The 17,961-nt window shown below is 70.9% G+C and carries 18 protein-coding genes; 9 read left to right on the top strand and 9 right to left on the bottom strand.

The window, feature by feature from the left end; translation table 11 throughout:
• Window positions 1-17: 17 nt before the first annotated feature.
• Both ACP7BP_RS02420 and ACP7BP_RS02415 read right to left on the bottom strand, forming a co-directional pair.
• Window positions 18-1,457, bottom strand: coding sequence for a SulP family inorganic anion transporter (locus tag ACP7BP_RS02420; RefSeq protein ID WP_426242137.1), 1,440 nt, complete (start codon window positions 1,455-1,457; stop codon window positions 18-20).
• Between the two features lie 289 nt (window positions 1,458-1,746).
• Window positions 1,747-2,709, bottom strand: coding sequence for a hypothetical protein (locus ACP7BP_RS02415; RefSeq protein ID WP_426242135.1), 963 nt, complete (start codon window positions 2,707-2,709; stop codon window positions 1,747-1,749).
• 212 nt (window positions 2,710-2,921) lie between these two features.
• On the opposite strand from ACP7BP_RS02415, the gene ACP7BP_RS02410 reads away from it, so the two are divergent.
• Genes ACP7BP_RS02410 through ACP7BP_RS02390 form a run of 5 tightly spaced genes read left to right on the top strand, consistent with a single transcriptional unit; the run spans window position 2,922 to window position 7,620 of the window.
• Complete coding sequence (locus ACP7BP_RS02410) at window positions 2,922-5,432, top strand: sensor histidine kinase (protein ID WP_426242134.1); 2,511 nt, start codon at window positions 2,922-2,924, stop codon at window positions 5,430-5,432.
• The gene (locus ACP7BP_RS02405) at window positions 5,429-5,854 is read left to right on the top strand and encodes a roadblock/LC7 domain-containing protein (protein WP_426242132.1); all 426 of its coding nucleotides are present in this window, start codon (window positions 5,429-5,431) and stop codon (window positions 5,852-5,854) included. The genes ACP7BP_RS02410 and ACP7BP_RS02405 overlap by 4 nt, the downstream gene beginning before the upstream one ends.
• Window positions 5,855-5,872: 18 nt before the next feature.
• Window positions 5,873-6,244 carry a DUF742 domain-containing protein gene (locus tag ACP7BP_RS02400; RefSeq protein WP_426242130.1) on the top strand — a complete coding sequence of 124 codons (372 nt, stop codon included), beginning with the start codon at window positions 5,873-5,875 and terminating at the stop codon, window positions 6,242-6,244.
• Complete coding sequence (locus tag ACP7BP_RS02395; RefSeq protein WP_426242128.1) at window positions 6,225-6,821, top strand: GTP-binding protein; 597 nt, start codon at window positions 6,225-6,227, stop codon at window positions 6,819-6,821. The genes ACP7BP_RS02400 and ACP7BP_RS02395 overlap by 20 nt, the downstream gene beginning before the upstream one ends.
• Before the next feature lies 1 nt (window position 6,822).
• Window positions 6,823-7,620, top strand: coding sequence for an ABC transporter substrate-binding protein (locus ACP7BP_RS02390; protein WP_426242126.1), 798 nt, complete (start codon window positions 6,823-6,825; stop codon window positions 7,618-7,620).
• A gap of 124 nt (window positions 7,621-7,744) precedes the next feature.
• Here the strand turns inward: ACP7BP_RS02390 and ACP7BP_RS02385 are convergent, their stop codons facing one another.
• Window positions 7,745-7,996, bottom strand: coding sequence for a DUF3253 domain-containing protein (locus ACP7BP_RS02385; RefSeq protein ID WP_426242125.1), 252 nt, complete (start codon window positions 7,994-7,996; stop codon window positions 7,745-7,747).
• 23 nt (window positions 7,997-8,019) lie between these two features.
• Window positions 8,020-8,448, bottom strand: coding sequence for a hypothetical protein (locus ACP7BP_RS02380; RefSeq protein WP_426242123.1), 429 nt, complete (start codon window positions 8,446-8,448; stop codon window positions 8,020-8,022).
• A gap of 127 nt (window positions 8,449-8,575) precedes the next feature.
• Between ACP7BP_RS02380 and ACP7BP_RS02375 the strand changes: the two genes are divergently transcribed.
• A complete protein-coding gene (locus ACP7BP_RS02375) occupies window positions 8,576-9,034 on the top strand; it encodes a hypothetical protein (protein WP_426242121.1) in 459 nt (152 codons plus the stop codon).
• Here the strand turns inward: ACP7BP_RS02375 and ACP7BP_RS02370 are convergent, their stop codons facing one another.
• Together ACP7BP_RS02370 and ACP7BP_RS02365 are read right to left on the bottom strand one after the other, a co-directional pair.
• Window positions 9,035-9,676: a LuxR C-terminal-related transcriptional regulator gene (locus ACP7BP_RS02370; RefSeq protein WP_426242119.1), complete on the bottom strand. Its 642-nt coding sequence runs from the start codon at window positions 9,674-9,676 to the stop codon at window positions 9,035-9,037.
• On the bottom strand, window positions 9,628-10,785 hold the full coding sequence (locus ACP7BP_RS02365; RefSeq protein ID WP_426242118.1) for a sensor domain-containing protein: 1,158 nt from the start codon (window positions 10,783-10,785) through the stop codon (window positions 9,628-9,630). Before ACP7BP_RS02365 ends, ACP7BP_RS02370 begins: the two co-directional genes overlap by 49 nt.
• A gap of 136 nt (window positions 10,786-10,921) precedes the next feature.
• Here ACP7BP_RS02365 and ACP7BP_RS02360 point away from each other — a divergent pair, with 136 nt between their 5' ends.
• Entirely contained in the window at window positions 10,922-13,093 is a 2,172-nt protein-coding gene (locus tag ACP7BP_RS02360; RefSeq protein ID WP_426242116.1) for an MMPL family transporter, read from the top strand.
• A 51-nt stretch (window positions 13,094-13,144) separates the two neighbouring features.
• Here the strand turns inward: ACP7BP_RS02360 and glgA are convergent, their stop codons facing one another.
• Window positions 13,145-14,338, bottom strand: a complete 1,194-nt coding sequence (gene glgA, locus ACP7BP_RS02355) for a glycogen synthase (RefSeq protein ID WP_426242114.1) — start codon at window positions 14,336-14,338, stop codon at window positions 13,145-13,147.
• A 60-nt stretch (window positions 14,339-14,398) separates the two neighbouring features.
• Between glgA and ACP7BP_RS02350 the strand changes: the two genes are divergently transcribed.
• Window positions 14,399-15,637 carry a glucose-1-phosphate adenylyltransferase gene (locus ACP7BP_RS02350; RefSeq protein WP_426242112.1) on the top strand — a complete coding sequence of 413 codons (1,239 nt, stop codon included), beginning with the start codon at window positions 14,399-14,401 and terminating at the stop codon, window positions 15,635-15,637.
• Window positions 15,638-15,640: 3 nt separating this feature from the next.
• Here the strand turns inward: ACP7BP_RS02350 and ACP7BP_RS02345 are convergent, their stop codons facing one another.
• Together ACP7BP_RS02345 and ACP7BP_RS02340 are read right to left on the bottom strand one after the other, a co-directional pair.
• Window positions 15,641-16,207: a mismatch-specific DNA-glycosylase gene (locus ACP7BP_RS02345; RefSeq protein ID WP_426242111.1), complete on the bottom strand. Its 567-nt coding sequence runs from the start codon at window positions 16,205-16,207 to the stop codon at window positions 15,641-15,643.
• A 49-nt stretch (window positions 16,208-16,256) separates the two neighbouring features.
• The gene (locus ACP7BP_RS02340) at window positions 16,257-17,042 is read right to left on the bottom strand and encodes a DeoR/GlpR family DNA-binding transcription regulator (RefSeq protein ID WP_426242109.1); all 786 of its coding nucleotides are present in this window, start codon (window positions 17,040-17,042) and stop codon (window positions 16,257-16,259) included.
• A gap of 105 nt (window positions 17,043-17,147) precedes the next feature.
• On the opposite strand from ACP7BP_RS02340, the gene ACP7BP_RS02335 reads away from it, so the two are divergent.
• Entirely contained in the window at window positions 17,148-17,960 is an 813-nt protein-coding gene (locus ACP7BP_RS02335; protein WP_426242107.1) for a BtpA/SgcQ family protein, read from the top strand.
• Window position 17,961: the final 1 nt, after the last annotated feature.

Below are 17,961 nucleotides of genomic sequence, written 5' to 3'. Positions count from 1 at the left end.
AGCCGGAGACGCTTCGCTCAGTGGGAGGACAGCTGTCCGGTGAGGCGCGCGTGCCGGTCTGCGCTGGCCCGGTCGAGGCCGATGATCTCGACGTGCCTGCCCTTGCGTGCGTACTTGGTCGTGATGGCGTCGAGCGAGGCGACGGTGGAGGCGTCCCAGATGTGGGCGTCGGTGAGGTCGATGACGACTAGATCCGGATCGCCGACGTAGTCGAACTGGGTGTAGAGATCGTTGCTGGAGGCGAAGAACAGCTCACCCGTCACCCGGTACACAGCGGTCGGGTCCCCGTTGGCGGCCTCGGTGATGTCGCGGTGCGTCTCGGTCAGGTGCGCGACCCGGCGGGCGAAGAGGGTCATCGCGACCAGTACGCCGACGATGACGCCGATGGCGAGGTTGTGGGTCGCCACGGTCACGACGACCGTGGCGACCATGACAACCGTCTCGGACTTCGGCATCCGACGCAGCGTGGCGGGGTGGATGGAGTGCCAGTCGAACGTGCCGACCGAGACCATGATCATGACCGCGACCAGCGCGGCCATCGGGATGAGCGCCACGACGTCGCCGAAGCCGACGACGAGGATGAGCAGGAAGACTCCGGCAAGGAACGTGGACACCCGGGTTCGCGCACCGGAGACCTTCACGTTGATCATCGTCTGCCCGATCATGGCGCAGCCGCCCATGCCGCCGAAGAACCCCGTGATGATGTTGGCGGTGCCCTGCCCCCAGGCCTCGCGGGTCTTGTCGGAGTGGGTGTCGGTGATGTCGTCGACCAGCTTCGCGGTCAGGAGCGACTCGAGGATCCCGACCAACGCCATGGCGAGGGCGTACGGCGCGATGATCTGCAGGGTGTCGAGGTTGAACGGCACGTCGGGGAGGAGCAGAGAGGGCAGGCTGCTGGGCAGCTCGCCCTCGTCACCGACGTTGGGCACGTTGACGGCACCCAGGACCGTGAACCCGGTCAGGGCGACGATCGCGACCAGCGGCGCCGGGATGACCCTGCTGATGCGCGGGAACCCGACGATGACGGCGATGCCGACAGCGACCATCGGGTAGACCAGCCACGGCACGTCGACCAGGTGGTCGATCTGGGCCTCGAAGATCAAGATCGCCAGGGCGTTCACGAACCCGACCATCACCGAGCGCGGGATGAACCGCATCAGCTTCGCGACTCCGACCACCGCAAGGCAGACCTGGATGACGCCGCCGAGGATGACGGTCGCGACCAGGTACTGGTAGCCGTGATCCTGCATCACCGGGGCAATGACCAGTGCGACGGCACCGGTGGCCGCCGAGATCATGGCCGGTCGGCCGCCGAGGAACGAGATCGAGACCGCCATGGTGAACGAGGCGAAGAGACCGATGCGCGGGTCGACCCCGGCGATGATGGAGAACGAGATCGCCTCCGGGATCAGCGCGAGCGCCACGACGAGTCCGGCCAGGACCTCGGTTCGCAGCAACCTCGGGGATCGCAGTGCGTTCATCACCGTCGGTTCGACGTGGGTCTCCGGTCGGGACAGGGCGGTGCTCAACGGGCGTGCTCCGTTCGTGGACCGTCGAACGGCGGGTCAGTGCGTGCAGGACCGAGGCCGTCGGCGTGACGAAGAGTGGGCGGTGCGCGCACCATGGGTGCGCGTCCTGGCGCCGTCGCCAGGGGAGTCTGTGGTGAGACTCTACCCGGGCGCCGCCGTCCTGCTGGTGGCGCTCAGCACGCGTGCGCGGTGGCAGAAGCCAGCGGCGCCGGCTCGGTCACCGTGCCACGTAGATCGTGACCTTGCTCCCGCACCTCCACATGCGCTCCGGTCCCGACCTCAGGCCGTGCACCCGACCCGACGGCACTGATGACGCGGGGATGCGAGTCACCCGGCTCTTGGTGAAGCCGTACCTCCTGAGCGCCTTGCGGGCCGTGGTCACGGTCTTGCCGCGCACCATCCTCCTCGAGGGGACGGTGCAGGTGGTGCTGGGCTCGCTCGACCAGATGTCCCACGACACGGTGACCGTGCGGGTGCCGTAGTCGGTCGAGGTCGAGGAGCGCGAGCCCTTCGAGCGCCAGGCGCCGTCGACGTACGTGAGCACGATGCCGCCCGGGGAAGCGGTGTCCTGCTGGGTCTGGTGGCCGATGCCGTGGCCGAGCAGGCTGGCCGCCTCGATGTGCTGCTCGGCGCCGACGAGGGGGACGACGTCGGTGTGCTCGTCCGGTTCGCCGCAGGGGCCGGTGCCGACCTCGCCGTACGGCTCTCCTGGCACGACGGAGAGGAAGGCGTCGGCCCTGCCCGTGCCCTGGTCGATCCTCGGGACCGAGACGTCGATCCAGCCGCGCCCGGCGGGTGACGTCTCGCCCGCCCTGAAGCCGACGAAGGTCTGCTGACGGCACACGTCTTCCTCGCCGGTCTCGGGATCGGTGCTCGGGTAGGTCGTGCTGAAGCCCAAGGTGGCCACGTCGACAGGCGCGGTGAGGGTGCCGGGGGAGTCGATCCCGCCGAGGAAGGTGAGGCGGAACGTCCGGTCGTCGCTGCCATCGGGGCTGACGGCGCTGACGTGGATGGTGACCGTGCCGTGGATGTCCCGCGGCAGGTCGGACGCCAGGTCGGATGCCGGGGACGAGTCGGGCGGGGACGAGCCAGGCGGGGACGAGATGGCGTACGACGGCCAGGCCACCAGCACCGTGCTCGCGGTCAGCATGGCGCATGGCACGGCAAGCAGGGGTCTCATCTTCGGAGGCTAGGGCGCCGTGGGCTCGGGCGCGTCCAGAAATTGGGGGACGGGTGGTCTGGCCATGACCCGTTCGGACTAGTGCGGATGACCGGACGGACCAAAATCGCGGTTCCCCGGCGTGGCGACTGTCGCCAAACCTATCTTGGGTCGACCCCGCCTTGGGGCCCGTCGCCCGGTGGCGGCGCCTGACTCGAGTCATCTGGGGAACGATGAGCAGAGAGCGCCCCTCACGCCACGGGCAGTCGTCGCCTTTCGCCGTTTCCGCGTGGCCGCTGCGCCGCAAGGTGGCGCTGGCCCTCGCCGTACCCCTCCTGCTCGCCGCCACCCTCGGCGGGCTGCGGGTCAACAGCGACCTCCAGGAGTCGGCGAACTCGTCCGCCAGTGCCTCCCAGGTCACCGTGCTGCGTCCTGCCGTCGACTACCTCACCGCGGCGGAGCGGGCCATGGTCGCCGCGCAGACCGCGACCGAGACCAGCGAGGCCGACCTCGGCGGTGCGCTGATCGACCTGCAGAACGCCGCTGTCGGCATCTCCGACGCGCGGGACTCAGCCGACCTGACGAAGGAGCAGCGCTACCAGGTCGACGTCGTGCTCGACCTGAGTCGCGCTCTGCGCGAGGACACGCAGACGCTCAGCCCGGGCACGTGGATCGCGCAGCTGCGGCAGCTGCAGTCCGGCGTGACCCAGCTGATCACCACCATCGTGAATGCCCAGATCGACCCCGAGCCGCGACTCGAGCTGCTGTCGCAGACTCTGGCCGGGCGCTTCTCCCTGGCGATGCAGCAGGCGCTGGTCGCCACTGAGCGGACCGGCCGGACCGGCTCGCTCGAGCTTTTCGCCGAGCTCGGTGTCGAGGGCTCCGCGATCGACCGCCTGGCCAGCGCCCTGGGCGACTCCGAGTCCGGCATCTCGACGCTGCGCACCGAGAACGCCCAGCGGTTCCGCACGATCCGCACCGGTGGGTCCGACCTCGGCGGCAAGCAGGCCTATGCGGAGTACGACGGGCTCGTCTCCTCGCTGCTGGGCGGCATCGACACGCAGCTGGCCGACGCGGCGAGCAGCGCACGCCGCAGCGCCGAGATCAACGCAGCGATCACGATCGGCGCGCTGCTCGCCGCGATCCTTTTGGCGCTCCTGGTCTCCCGTCTGCTGCTCAAGCCGATCCGCCGGGTGCGTGAGGGCGCGCTCGCCGTGGCCCACGAGCGTCTCCCTGAGGCCGTCGCCCGCATCCGTGCCGGTGAGGACCCGGGCGAGATCGTCGCGATCGACGTCACGACGCACGAGGAGATCGGCCAGCTCGCCCGCGCCGTCGACGACATGCATCGCCAGGCCGTGCTGCTGGCATCCGGGGAGGCCCGGCTGCGTGCCCAGGTCGGCGAGATGTTCGTGACCCTGTCGCGCCGCAACACCTCGCTCATCAACCAGCAGCTCGGCCTCATCGAGGCGCTGGAGAAGGACGAGGAGGACCCCACGAGGCTCGAGAGCCTCTTCCGCCTCGACCACCTGGCTGCTCGCATGCGGCGTACGGCGGACAGCCTGCTGATCCTCGCCGACGCCCCCACGCTCAGCAGCGGCGAGGAGCGCCTCACCGTCGGGGACGCATTGCAGGCAGCCACCTCCGGCGTGCAGGACTACCAACGCGTGCGAATCGGTGCGACGAGCAGCCTGCGCATCGACGACGAGGCCGCGGCCGACGTCGTACACCTGCTCACCGAGCTCGTGGACAACGCCCTGTCGTACTCGCCGCCGTCGTCCTCGGTGACGCTGGCCTCCACCACGGCGGCCGGAGGCGTCACGGTCGAGATCGTCGACTCGGGCCTCGGCATCCCTGCCGACTACCTCGCGCAGATCAACGAGACCCTGCACTCCGGTGGCGACGTCACCCCCGAGACCGCGCGGCGGATGGGCCTGCTCGTGGTCAGCCGGCTCGCCCAGCGGTACGGCGTCGACGTGTCGCTGCGCGGCAATCCCGGCAGCGGTACGACGGCCACGGTGTTCCTGCCCGCGGCCATCCTCCCTGACCTTGCCCAGGGAGCTGCTCCTCGCCTGCAGGCGGCGGCGGTGCGCCAGGTCAGCCCACCGGTGCCTGAGAAGCAGGAGCCCGCCCCCGTTGTGGCGGCCCCGGTCTCGCAGCCCGAGCTCGACTCGATCGAGGCCAGGATCAACGGCGTCACGGGCCTGCCGCGGCGCCAGCGCGGCGCGACCCTGGAGCGTCCCGCGGAGCCTGCCCCTGCCCCCGCACCCGCACCGGCGCCGACACCGACGCCCACGCCCACGCCCGTCAGCGCTAGCACGGCACCCAGCGCTGCCACCGCACCCAGCGCCCCGGTCGTCGCGGCCCTCGCGGTGGTCGAGGCCCCCGTAGCCGCTCCGGTCACGGAGGTCGACACCCCGATCTTCCGGTCCATGCGCTCGGCCTGGCTCAGCGCCGGCGGCAGCGACCAGACGTGGTCGTCCTCCGAGGTCGAAGCCGGCTGGGAGCGCGCAGACGTGGTGGCCGAGGCGTCGACCGAGTCGGCGCTCACCCCTGGCGGTCTTCCCGTACGCCGTCCCGGCAGCCAGCTCGTGCCGGGCGGCGTCACCAGGCCAGCCGGCACCACCGCTCGCGACCCGGAGGCCGTCCGGGCGCGTCTCACGGCCCACGCGGCAGGCGTCTCACGAGGCCGGCTGGCCGCTGCCACCGCTCCCGACCCCGAGCAGACGGAAGCAGGCCCCGCATGACCGACCTCCACAGCCAGGACGCCTCGACTCCGGCCGACGAGCGCAACCTCGACTGGTTGGTGACCCGGTTCGTGAACGAGGTGACCGATGTCGCGCACGCGATCCTCGTGTCTGCCGACGGCCTCCTGATGGCCGGCAGCGCCAGCATCCCGCTCGATCGCGCGGAGCGGGTCGCGGCGGTGTCCTCCGGGCTCGCCAGCCTCGGCGTGGGCGCCGCCCGACTCTTCGACGGGGGCGCCGTACTCCAGACCGTCGTGGAGATGGAGCACGGCTACCTGATGCTGATGAGCGTGGGTGACGGCTCCAACCTCGCCGTCCTGACCCACGAGGCCGCGGACATCGGCCAGGTCGGGTACGAGATGGCCCTGCTGGTCGAGCGGGTCGGCCAGATGGTGCAGGCTCGAGCCCGGGTGGCCACATGAGGCCGGACATGAGTGCTCATGGCGCCTGATGAGAGGGCGGGCGACCAGGTCGTGTCGCCGGCCCGCTTCATCCGGCCGTACACCATCACGGCCGGACGCACCCGTGCGACCGTGGACCTCCCACTGGAGGCGACCCTGCGACGCCAGCCGCGCGACGTCGAGGCGGACCTCAGCCCGGGAGCCCTCCGGATCCTGACGGTCTGCGACACCCGCTCGGTGGCCGAGGTGTCGGCCCTGGTCGCGATGCCGATCGGTGTCGCGCGGGTCCTGCTCAGCGACCTGGTCGAGCAGGGTTTCGTCCAGGTCCAGGCCACCATCACCGAGAGCTCGTCGAAGGACGAGCGGATCGAGCTCATCGAGAGGACTCTCCGTGGACTACGCGCCTTCTAGCGCCACGCGCGCCGCTGCGTCGACGAAGATCGTCATCGCCGGCGGCTTCGGCGTGGGCAAGACGACCCTGGTCGGCTCGGTGTCGGAGATCGTGCCGCTGCGCACCGAGGCTCTGGTGACCGACGAGTCCGTGGGCGTCGACGACCTGGGGGCGGTGCCCGCCAAGGCGACCACCACCGTGGCGATGGACTTCGGCCGGCTGACCCTCGCCGACGACCTCGTGCTCTACCTCTTCGGGACGCCGGGCCAGCGCCGGTTCTGGTTCATGTGGGATGACCTGTGCCTCGGCGCCATCGGCGCCATCGTGCTCGTCGACACCGCTCGTCTCGACGACTCCTTCTCGCCGCTGGACTACTTCGAGTCCAAGGGGCTGCCGTTCATCGTGGCCGTCAACCAGTTCGACGGCGCCGAGCGCCACGCCCTCGACGAGGTGGCCTACGCGCTGGCCCTGCCGGACGACGTACCGATCATCGGCATCGACGCCCGGGACCGCGAGTCCGCCAAACGGGCGCTCGTGCGCGTCACCGAGTACGCCCTGCAGCGACTCACCTCGTCGCTCTCAGCGAAGGTGGTCTGACATGCCGTCCCGCGATGCGTACGCCGGCGCTGTCGCGCTGGTCCTCCTGCTCGGTGCCGCCGGCTGCGCGAAGGACGGCACCGCAGCGGCAGCCCTGGCTCCAGCCGTCATGACCGCCGGCTCACTGACCGTGTGCACGGACATGCCGTACGAGCCCTTCGAGTTCGAGAAGGGCGGCAAGCCCGTCGGCTTCGACATCGACCTGGTCGGCCAGGTCGCACAGCGGCTCGACGTCGAGGCGAAGATCGTCGACACCGACTTCGACGCCATCCAGTCCGGGGAGTCGCTCAACTCGGGTGAGTGCGACGTCGCGATCTCGGCTATGACGATCACCGGCGACCGTGCCCGGGTCGTCGACTTCTCCAGTCCCTACTTCAACGCCTCGCAGGCCCTGGTCGTCGAGAAGGGGTCGGGCGTGCACGCGCTGTCAGACCTCGAGGGCAGGAGGATCGGCGTGCAGGGCGGCACCACGGGAGAGCTCTACGTCACCGACAATGCGCCCGGTGACGCCGAGATCGTGCCGTTCGCGGACGCTGCGGCCATGGGCACAGCCCTCGAGCAGGGCGACGTGGACGCCGCGGTCTACGACAACACCGTCGTGGGCGACGCCGTCTCCTCCAACCCGGACTTCGGCGTGGCCGCGGAGTTCGACACCGGCGAGCAGTACGGCATGGCCGTCAAGAAGAACGGCAGCGTCGAGCTGCTCCGGACCATCAACGACGTGCTGGCGGACCTGAGGGCCGACGGCGGGTACGACACCGTCTACGAGAAGTGGTTCGGCAGCGCCCCCACCGCGTGAGCCGGGACCTCCATGGCATCGTGGGCGTCACGACTGACATGCCTCCTCCATCTCGGGAAGTGGTCCCCATGCGCCGCACACGGTCACCGTCGGGCAGCGCCGGCGGGCTGGCCCTACTGAGCCATCAGGCCCTACGGATCCGGATCGGTCCCTTCGCCGACTCCAGGTCGACGACGCGGCCGCCCTGGGTGACCTCGACCTCCCCGGCATCGACCAGGCGGGCGGCCGCCTGACGAACAGCCTCCATCAGCTCGCGCCAGTCGGCCTCGCTCCCGGCGGCGCGAGCGGCGTCCGACGGACAGATCGTCCCGCCGGGTCTCGTCCGGGCGAGCAGGGCGAGGATCGTCTCCTCGAGCTGCCGGTCGCGTGGGTCCACGCCGACAAGTGTGGCCCGCGGACCTAGGCCGAGACCAGCGAGGATCGCTCGGCAGGCGGCATCGGCACCAAGACGAGGTCGGTCGCCAAGAAGACCGTCTCGCAGCGCAGGGCGACCTCGCCGGCGACGGCGTACAGGCACTCGGCCCAGGCGAGGTCCTCGTTGGTGGGCCCGAAGTGGCCGGGTCGGGTGCGGAGGAACGCGATGCGCTCGACCGCGGCCGGGACGGCGTCGACGAGCTCCCTCACGAAGTCGGGAAGGACGTGGCCGCTCTCCGGCGGCGGGACCGTGAACGCATCCTCGACCTGGGTCAGCTGGGTGAAGGCCCGGCGCCCCTCGCCGATCAGCATGATCCAGAGGGAGTGCGGTCGAGGCTCTTGTGGCGGCGCGATGATGCGCCATGCCCGCTCGAGGTCGTACTCGTTCCTGATGTGGGGTCGGTAGCTGCTCATGCCCACACGGTGCACCAGATCGGCGCGCGACCGGCGAGGTTATCCACAGTCGGCAGTCCGGCGGATTCGGGGAGACCGAAGGCTGGGAAGGGTGTCACCACGCACACCGACGACTGGAGACGACACGATGACCAGACCGCTCGAGCCCGTGGGCCGGCTGCAGGTGCACCCGCCGCTCAACTCCGACGAGGTCGCCTTCGTCGCCGGCTTCAGTCGGGAGCCGCTGGTCCGTCACGACGGGAACCGCGCGGCGGAGGCGGCACCGCGGGTACGCCGTCTCTGGCCCGGCCGCCCCCACGGATGGAGTCCGTGGGTGGCCTGCGTCGAGGGCTGCTGCCTGGTCATCCGCGACGGCGAGTCGGTGGAGACCGCCGCTGCCTGGCTGCGCTTCCTCGTGCACACGTTCCTCCGCCCGACCGCCCGCCGTGCCCGACTGGCCCGACTGGGACTGACGTTCCAGCACAGCGTGGAGGGCCGGGTGTGGTTCGAGACGGAGCAGGACCGGTTCTACCTCGTCTCGGTGCGCGGCAACCGGGTCCACACCGACGCCGTGCTCATGACGGCCGGTGAGAGCAGGGAGCGATAGTCAGACCTTGAGCCAGGTCAGCACCGCACGCACCCGGCGGTGGTCGTCGGGCGCAGGCGGCAGGTCGAGCTTGGCGAAGATGCTGTTGATGTGCTTGGCGACGGCCTTCTCGCTCACGACGAGGCCGGCGGCGATCGCGGCGTTGCTGCGGCCCTCGGCCATCAGCGCGAGCACCTCGCGCTCGCGAGCGGTCAGCCGGTCGATCGGCTCGACCTGCCGCCGGGCCATGATCGTCGCGACCACCTCGGGGTCCAGGACGGTGGCGCCCGCGGCCACCCGGCGTACGCCGTCGACGAACTCCGCCACGTCGGAGACGCGATCCTTGAGCAGGTAGCCGATCGCCCCCTCGCCACTGGCGAGAAGCTCACGGGCATAGAGATGCTCGACGTACTGCGAGAGCACCATGACCGGGAAGCCCGGGCGTGCGGCACGCACGGCGACGGCGGCGCGCAGTCCCTCGTCGGTGTGCGATGGCGGAAGGCGCACGTCGACCACCGCGCCCTCGGCGTCGGGGTCGCGGAGGGCCTGGTCGAGCTCGGCGGCGTTGCCGACCGCAGCCAGGATCGTGAAGCCGTTGAGCTCCAGCAGCTGGGTCAGGCCGGCCCGGAGGAGGGCATGGTCCTCGGCGAGGACAAGTCGCACGGGACCTCCAGCCGGACCAGCGTCGGCCCGCCGGTCGGGCTCGACACGACCATCGTGCCGTCAAAGGCCGACAGTCGCCTCATCACCCCCCGCAACCCGGTGCCGGCCGCCAGGTCGGCGCCGCCCCGGCCGTCGTCGCCGACCAGCACCGCCAGCATCCCCTTGTCGTGCGAGAGCCGGATCCAGGCACGCTCGGCGCCGGAGTGCTTCCCGATGTTGGCGAGGCACTCGGCCACCGCGAAGTAGACGGCGGACTCCACGGGTGGGGACGGCCGCGCGGGCAGCTGGGAGGCCACCTCCACTGGCACCGCCATGTCCAGGGCGAGTGCCTCGACGGCGCTGCCCAGGCCGCGGTCGGCGAGCACGGGCGGGTGGATTCCACGGACCACCGAACGGAGCTCGCCGAGGGCCGCGGTGGTGGTCTCCCGGGCGTCGCTGACCATCGCCCGCGCCTGCTCCGGGTCGGACTCGAACATCGCGTCCGCCAAGCCCAGGCTCATCGACAGGGCGACCAGCCGGGCCTGGGCACCGTCGTGCAGGTCTCGCTCGAGGCGGCGCAGCTCGGCAGCCGAGTGGTCCAGGGCGTCCGCACGCGTCTCGGTGAGGACCTGGACCCGCTGCTCGAGCCACTCGGTGTGGCCGTAGGAGAGGAACCAGCGGTCCATGGCACACCGAGCCCGCATGATCGGCCGGATGCCGAACCACCACAGCGGGCCGGTGACCACCAGCAGGAGCAGCACGAGGCACAGCACTCCCACGAGCAGGCCCACGGTGCCCGCGACGGGCAGCCAGACGAGGTCACGCCACGTCATCGGGTCGGAGGCCCAGGCCACCACGCGGGCGATCGGCCCACCGGGCGGGCGGGGGCGGTACTGCGGAGGGATCGGGCTGCCCAGCACGTCCGCGGCGATGGCCCGGTTCCTGTTGGCGAGCCACCGGGTGGCCGGGATCGCGACGAAGAGCAGTGGGATCCCCCAGGCGATGACGACGAGGCAGCCGCCGAGGATCGTCAGGACGAGCAGCACCAGGGCACCGAGCCCGGTCAGCACCTGGGCGGCGGCGTACGCCGTCAGCCGCAGCCGGCTCGGGGGTGTCCAGGTGGCGCTCATGGACCCATCCTCCCCGAGTCCGGGGCCGCCCGCGGTGGTGCTGGCACCACCGGTGAACGGGTCCTGGCGCCCCTGACGGGCGTCCGTGCGCGCCCGAGGCTGGACGGCGTACCGACCTCGACCTCAGGAGAACGCCATGTCCAACCCCCTCACCGCGGTCCCCATCCGGGCCGCTCGCTGGAGCGCACTGCATCCCTGGCGCGCGATCCTCGCCTGGCTCGCGTTCGTGGTCGTCGCCGTCGGCCTGGCGGTCGCGATCCCCGTCGCCGAGACCACCGACGCCGACTACCGCCTCGGCGAGTCCGGCCGTGCCGACACCATGATCGAGGCCGCCGGGCTACAGTCGCCCACCACCGAGTACGTGCTGGTCACCTCGCCCGGTGACGCCGCCCTGGACGAGAAGGACGCGACGTCCGCCGGCATCGCCCTGCGCGCTGACCTGGCCGCCGTCGCGGGAGTCGACCAGGTGTCCGAGGCGCAGTGGAACGGCGACCGGTCGGCCATGCTGATCGCCGTCCAGCTCGCCAAGGACCACGAGGAGACGACGCAGCTGACCGACGTGACCGCGCAGGTCCAGGAGGAGTACCCGGGCCTGCAGGTTCGCGAGGCGGGTGACCTCACGCTCGACGAGAGCATCAACGACCGGGTGGCCGACGACCTGTCCGCCGCCGAACGCATCAGTCTCCCGATCACGCTGATCTTGATGCTGCTCGCCTTCGGCGCCCTGATCGCGGCGGGGATCCCGGTGCTGCTGGCGGCCACCAGCGTCGCCGCCACGATCGGCCTGACCGCCCCGCTCTCGCACCTCGTCCACTCCGAGCCGACCGTCAGCAGCATGATCGTGCTGATCGGCATGGCCGTCGGGGTGGACTACTCGCTCTTCTACCTCAAGCGAGAGCGTGAGGAGCGTGCTGCTGGACGAACGACGCTGGACGCTGTGGAGATCGCGGCCGAGACCTCGGGTCACTCGATCCTCGTCTCGGGTGGCGCGGTCATCGCGTCGATGGCCGGGCTCTTCGTCCTGGGCGACACCACGTTCAACTCGCTGGCCTCCGGCGGGATCCTGGTGGTGGCCATCGCCGTCCTCGGCTCGATCACCGTGCTGCCCGCGCTGCTGGTGAAGCTGGGCCGTTGGGTCGACCGGCCGCGCGTCCCGCTGCTGTGGCGGCTCAACCGGCGCATCGGACGGGGCGGGATCAGCAGCCGCGTGATCGCCCCCGTCGTACGCCGTCCGGTCGCCGCCCTCGTCGTGTCGGGCGTGGCCGTCATCCTGCTGGCCGGGCCCGCGCTGGGCATGAAGATGCACACGGCCAACCTCGAGACCCTGCCCGCCTCCATCCCGGAGGTGCAGACCTTCAACCGGATCGCCCAGGAGTTCCCCGTCGAAGGCACGTCGGCGCAGCTCGTGGTCCGAGCAGCCGTCTCCGACCAGGCAACCGTCGCGGAGTCGCTCGCGCAGGTGAACGAGGCGGCCATCGCGTCCGGCGACTTCGTGGGGTCCGGCCGGGACCCGGTCCAGGTGTCGGCCGACGGCACGACCTCGGTGCTCGAGCTGGCCATGCCCTACGAGGAGTCGGACCCGAAGGTCGACGCGGCCCTCCGCTCGCTGCGTGGAGAGCTGGCTCCGGCGGCGCTGGAAGGACTGGACGCGGAGTACGCCGTGGGTGGGGGTGCTGCGGAGTCGCTGGACTTCGTCGACCTCCTGCGCGATCGGCTGCCCCTGGTGATCGGCATGGTGCTGCTGCTGACCCTGCTCGTCATGGGGCTGGCGTTCCGCAGCGTCGCGATCGCGCTGGTCTCGACCGTGCTGAACCTGGTCTCGGTCGGGGTGGCGTTCGGCGTCCTCACACTGGTCTTCCAGCACGGCTGGTTCGCCGGGGCGCTGGACTTCACCAGCCCGGGGTTCGTCATCGACTGGGTCCCCGTCTTCGTGATGGTGGTGCTCGTCGGCCTGTCGATGGACTACCAGGTGTTCGTCGTGAGCCGGATCCGAGAGCACGTGCGCGCGGGAGTGCCGGCCCCGGTGGCCGTGCGTCGCGGGATCACCGACACCGCGGGCGTCGTCACCAGCGCCGCAGCCGTGATGGTGTCGGTCTTCGCCATCTTCGCGACCCTCAGCATGATGGAGATGAAGATGATGGGCGTCGGCCTGGCCGCGGCCATCCTCATCGACGCCACGGTCATCCGACTGGTGATGCTGCCGGCGATCCTGGTGCTGCTCGGCGAGCGGGCGTGGTGGCCCGTGCGCAGCCCCCGGCGCGACGAGGCCGTCGAGGAGGAGGCGACATACGAGCTGGCGGGGCGCTGACGCCCGTCGACCACTCGTTCGACCATGCCCGGGGCATGGTCGAACGAGTGGTCACGTCCGCAGCAGGGAGCGGTAGATCTCCACGGTCCGCGCGGCGATCGCATCCCAGCTGAAGGCGTCGATGGCGCGCCGGCGGCCGGCCCGCCCCATGGCCGCGGCACGGCCGGGGTCCCCCACCACCTCGTTGAGGGCCGCGGCGAAGTCGGCGACGTACTGCTCGGGGTCGAGCGGGGTGCCCGTCCCGTCGGTGGCCTGGTCGATGGGGACGAGCAGCCCCGTCTCCCCGGGTACGACGACCTCGGGGATGCCGCCGGTGGCGGTCGCGACCACAGCGGTCTCGCAGGCCATCGCCTCCAGGTTGACGATGCCGAGGGGCTCGTAGACCGACGGGCACGCGAAGGTGGTGGCCGCGGACAGCAGGGCGACCACGTCGGGGCGCGGCAGCATCTCGCGGATCCACACGACGCCGGTGCGGGTGGCGGCCAGGTCGGCGACGAGAGCCTCCACCTCGGCCAGGATCTCGGGGGTGTCGGGGGCTCCGGCACAGAGGACGAGCTGGCAGTCGGGCGGCAGCCGGGCGGCGGCGCGCAGGAAGTACGGCAGCCCCTTCTGCCGGGTGATCCGGCCGACGAAGACCACCGACGGACGGTCTGGGTCGACGCCGAGCTCGCGCACCCGGTCGGGGTCGTGCAACGGCGCCCACTCGTCGGTGTCGATGCCGTTGTGCACGACCTGCACCAAGGCCGGGTCGACGGCGGGGTAGCAGCGGAGCACGTCGTCGCGCATCGCGGCGGACACCGCGACGACCCCGGCCGCCGACTCGTACGCGGACCGCTCGATCCACGACGACACGGCGTAGCCCCCACCCAGCTGCTCGGCCTTCCACGGCCGCAGCGGCTCGAGCGAGTGGGCGGTCACGACGTGGGGGATGCCGTGCAGCAGGCCCGCGACGTGGCCCGCGAAGTTGGCGTACCACGTGTGCGAGTGCACGAGGTCGGCCCCGAGGCAGGCGTCCGCGATGGCCAGGTCGACGCCCATGGTGCGCAAGGCACCGTTGGTGCCGGCGAGCTCGGCCAGGTCGGGGTACGACGCGGTGCCGGCCTCGTCGCGGGGGCTGCCGAAGGCGTGCACCCGGGTCGTCAGGTCGCCACGTCGCCGAAGCGCACGGGCGAGCTCTGCGACGTGCACGCCGGCGCCGCCGTACACCTCCGGCGGGTACTCCTTGGTCAGTAGGTCGACGCGCATGGGTGCAACGTACTCGGACCCGTTCTCGACAAGACGAGGAGCGGATGCGACGGTGACGCCATGCTGCGGAAGAACGTGCTCGCGATCGTGCTCGCCGGTGGAGAGGGCAAACGGCTGATGCCGCTGACCGCTGACCGGGCCAAACCCGCGGTGCCGTTCGCCGGGATCTACCGGCTGATCGACTTCGCGCTGTCCAATGTCGTCAACAGCGGCTACCTGAAGGTCGTCGTGCTGACGCAGTACAAGTCGCACAGCCTCGACCGTCACGTCACGCAGACCTGGCGGATGGCGACGATGCTCGGCGACTACGTCGCTCCGGTGCCGGCGCAGCAGCGGCTGGGCAAGCACTGGTACCTCGGCAGTGCCGACGCGATCTACCAGTCGCTGAACCTCATCCGCGACGAGAAGCCCGACATCGTCGTCGTGGTGGGCGCCGATCACGTCTACCGCATGGACTTCAGCCAGATGGTCGCCCAGCACGTCGACTCGGGGGCGCGATGCACCGTCGCCGCGATCCGGCAGCCGATCGGCATGGCCGACCAGTTCGGGGTCATCGACGTCGACCCCGGGGACCCGCGTCGCATCCGGGAGTTCCTCGAGAAGCCCAGCGATCCCACCGGGCTGCCGGACAGCCCCGGGGAGGTGCTGGCCAGCATGGGCAACTACGTGTTCGACGCGAAGTCGCTCGTCGAGGCGGTGACCTACGACGCCTCCCTCGACGGCTCGAAGCACGACATGGGCGGCGACATCGTGCCGGCCTTCGTCCGCAACGGCGAGGCTGACGTCTACGACTTCAAGGACAACGACGTCCCGGGGTCGACCGACCGCGACCGCGGCTACTGGCGCGACGTCGGGACGCTCGCGTCGTACTACGACGCCCACATGGACGTCGTGTCACCGCTGCCCGTCTTCAACCTCTACAACTTCGACTGGCCGATCATGACGTCCTACGGGCCCCAGCCGCCGGTCAAGCTCGCGCCGGCCGCCGACGGGCGCCAGACCGTCGCGGAGGAGTCGCTGCTGTCGCCCGGCACCGTCCTCACCGGGGGACTGGTCTGCAAGTCGATCCTGTCGCCGGAGGTCTACGTCGACGCCGGCGCCGAGATCTACGACTCGGTGCTCCTCAACGGCGTCCGCGTCGGCCCCGGCGCCGTCGTACGCAACGCGATCCTCGACAAGAACGTGGTCGTGCCGCCGGGCGAGACGGTCGGCGTCGACCAGGCGCTCGACCGGGAGCGCGGCTTCCACGTCGAGGGCGGGCTCACGGTGTTGGGCAAGGACCAGCAGTTCCCCGGGTGAGCCTCACAGGATCCCGGCGGCGCGAGCGGGCTCGGCGTACGCGTCGGCGAGGGTGGCGACGGTGTGGTGCGCGTTGAGGCCACTCGGGTTGGGCACGACCCACAGCTCCGCCCCACCCAGCCGCTGCGGCTGACGCCCGGCGGTGGCCTTGCGGTCGCCGAAGGCCTGTCGGTACGCCGTGATGCCGGCCACCGCGACGACGCTGGGCCGCATCTCCTCCACGAGCGCCGTCAGCGCCGCTGCCCCGGCGCGGAGCTCGTCCGCGGTGAGCTCGTCGGCGCGGCTGGTGGCGCGGCGTACGAGGTTGGTGATGCCGATGCCGCGCCCTCGGAGGTAGTCGCGGTCGGCGTCGGTCATCCCGGCAGCCGGGTCCATCCGGCGGTCGATGATGCCGGCCTTGAGCAGAGCGGGGTAGAACCGGTTGACCGGGTGCGCGAAGTGGGTCTGGGTGGCGGCGGTCCACAGACCCGGGTTGATGCCGACGAACAGCAGCCGCAGCCCCGGTCCCAGCAGGTCGGGGACCTCCGCCCCGCGGTAGGACTCGAGCTCGGCGCGGGTGAAGCGAGGCATGCGAGGAGGCTAGCTGCCGCCCGACGAGCACGGCCGGCCCAGTGAGGACTCAGGCGGCGGGGACCGGTGCCAGGACCACGTGCAGGCCGGTCCCGCGGAGCTCCTCGACGGCCTCGGCGTCGGCCATCGCGTCGGTCACCAGGGCGTCGACCTGTCCGAGGTCGGCGACATGGGCGAAGGTCTCGTGGCCGAGCTTGGAGGAGTCCGCGAGGACGATCACGCGTCGCGCGGAGTCGACGAGCACCCGCTTGAGCTCGGCGTCCTCGAGGTTGTAGTCGGTCAGGCCGGCGGTGGCGTTGACCCCGCCCACCCCGATGAACGCCGTGTCCACGCGCAGGCGGCGGTAGTGCTCCTGGGCGGAGCTGCCGGTCATGTTGAGCTCGTCGGGGCGGACGACGCCGCCGGCCAGGATGAGCCGGACCGAGCGCTCCAGGGCGTGGTTGTTCGCCACCGCCCACGCCACCCGGAGGTTGGACGTGACGATGCTCAGGCCACTGCGGCCGACGAGCTGGTCGACCATGTGCAGCACGGTGGAGCCGACGTCGAGCGCGATCGCGTCGCCGTCGGCGACGAGCTCGGCCGCGGCCGCGGCGATCGCCTTCTTGTTGACCAGCGCGTGGTGCTGGCGGGTGCGGTAGCCCGGCTCGAACGAGCGGCCCAGCTCCCGCACCGCGCCGCCGCGCACGCGCCGTAGGGAGCCGAGGGACTCCAGCTCCAGCAGGTCCCGGCGGGTGGTCATCTCGGAGACGTCGAGCTGTCGCGACAGCTCGCTCACCTCGACGCGACCCTCGGACTGGAGGATGTCGAGGATGCGGTCGTGGCGGAGGTTCTTCATCGTTCCGGTCCTCCAGGCAATGGTCAGCCGAACACAGTTAATGTAGCATTCGATCAATTCTGTGTTCGTTTCTGCACCCTCGTGACGGTAAGGATGTGTGCCACCGTGAGCTGGCTCTCTGATGTGTTCCCGGCCCCCAAGCCCGTGGTGGCCATGTGCCACCTCCAGGCCCTGCCAGGGGACCCCGGCTACGACCGGGCGGGCGGGGTCGACCGGGTGGTCGAGCTCGCGGCCCGCGAGATCGAGAACCTCCAGGCGGGCGGGGTCGACGGCATCCTGATCTCCAACGAGTTCAGCCTGCCCTACCTCACGAAGGTCGAGCCGATCACCTACGTGACGATGGCCCGGATCATCGGCCAGCTGCGCGACAGCATCCGCGTCCCGTTCGGCGTCAACGTGCTGTGGGACGCCACCGCCTCGATCGACCTGGCCGTCGCGACCGGCGCGACGTTCGTCCGGGAGATCTTCACCGGCGTCTACGCCTCCGACTTCGGCGTGTGGAACACCAACGTCGGCGCGACGGCGCGCCACCGCAGCGCGGTCGCCGGCGACGACGTACGCCTGCTCTTCAACATCGTGCCGGAGTCCGCTGCCTACCTCGCGGAGCGCGACATCGCCTCCCTGACGAAGTCGACCGTCTTCAACTGCCGCCCCGACGGGCTGTGCGTGTCCGGCCTCACCGCCGGCGCGGCCACCGACAGCAGCGTGCTGCAGACCGTGAAGGACAACGCGGGGCAGACCCCGGTCATCGTGAACACCGGCGTGAACGCCGACAACGTGGCCGAGCAGCTCTCCATCGCCGACGCCGCCATCGTGGGCACCTTCTTCAAGGAGTCCGGGGTCTTCGAGAACCCGGTCGACGCCCACCGGGTCGAGCAGCTGATGGGTGAGGTCCACAAGCTTCGCGGAGCTCTCTAGC

Origin of the sequence: Nocardioides sp. LHG3406-4 (assembly GCF_049897745.1) — a bacterium.
Classification (GTDB): domain Bacteria; phylum Actinomycetota; class Actinomycetes; order Propionibacteriales; family Nocardioidaceae; genus Nocardioides.
This window is presented reverse-complemented; position numbering and strand designations above follow the sequence as displayed.

Coding starts and splice junctions, on each gene's coding strand:
- ACP7BP_RS02415 (WP_426242135.1), bottom strand. CDS start 2,709: ATGAGACCCCTGCTTGCCGTGCCATGCGCCATGCTGACCGCGAGCACG.
- ACP7BP_RS02410 (WP_426242134.1), top strand. CDS start 2,922: ATGAGCAGAGAGCGCCCCTCACGCCACGGGCAGTCGTCGCCTTTCGCC.
- ACP7BP_RS02405 (WP_426242132.1), top strand. CDS start 5,429: ATGACCGACCTCCACAGCCAGGACGCCTCGACTCCGGCCGACGAGCGC.
- ACP7BP_RS02400 (WP_426242130.1), top strand. CDS start 5,873: ATGGCGCCTGATGAGAGGGCGGGCGACCAGGTCGTGTCGCCGGCCCGC.
- ACP7BP_RS02390 (WP_426242126.1), top strand. CDS start 6,823: ATGCCGTCCCGCGATGCGTACGCCGGCGCTGTCGCGCTGGTCCTCCTG.
- ACP7BP_RS02380 (WP_426242123.1), bottom strand. CDS start 8,448: ATGAGCAGCTACCGACCCCACATCAGGAACGAGTACGACCTCGAGCGG.
- ACP7BP_RS02375 (WP_426242121.1), top strand. CDS start 8,576: ATGACCAGACCGCTCGAGCCCGTGGGCCGGCTGCAGGTGCACCCGCCG.
- ACP7BP_RS02365 (WP_426242118.1), bottom strand. CDS start 10,785: ATGAGCGCCACCTGGACACCCCCGAGCCGGCTGCGGCTGACGGCGTAC.
- ACP7BP_RS02360 (WP_426242116.1), top strand. CDS start 10,922: ATGTCCAACCCCCTCACCGCGGTCCCCATCCGGGCCGCTCGCTGGAGC.
- glgA (WP_426242114.1), bottom strand. CDS start 14,338: ATGCGCGTCGACCTACTGACCAAGGAGTACCCGCCGGAGGTGTACGGC.
- ACP7BP_RS02350 (WP_426242112.1), top strand. CDS start 14,399: ATGCTGCGGAAGAACGTGCTCGCGATCGTGCTCGCCGGTGGAGAGGGC.
- ACP7BP_RS02345 (WP_426242111.1), bottom strand. CDS start 16,207: ATGCCTCGCTTCACCCGCGCCGAGCTCGAGTCCTACCGCGGGGCGGAG.
- ACP7BP_RS02340 (WP_426242109.1), bottom strand. CDS start 17,042: ATGAAGAACCTCCGCCACGACCGCATCCTCGACATCCTCCAGTCCGAG.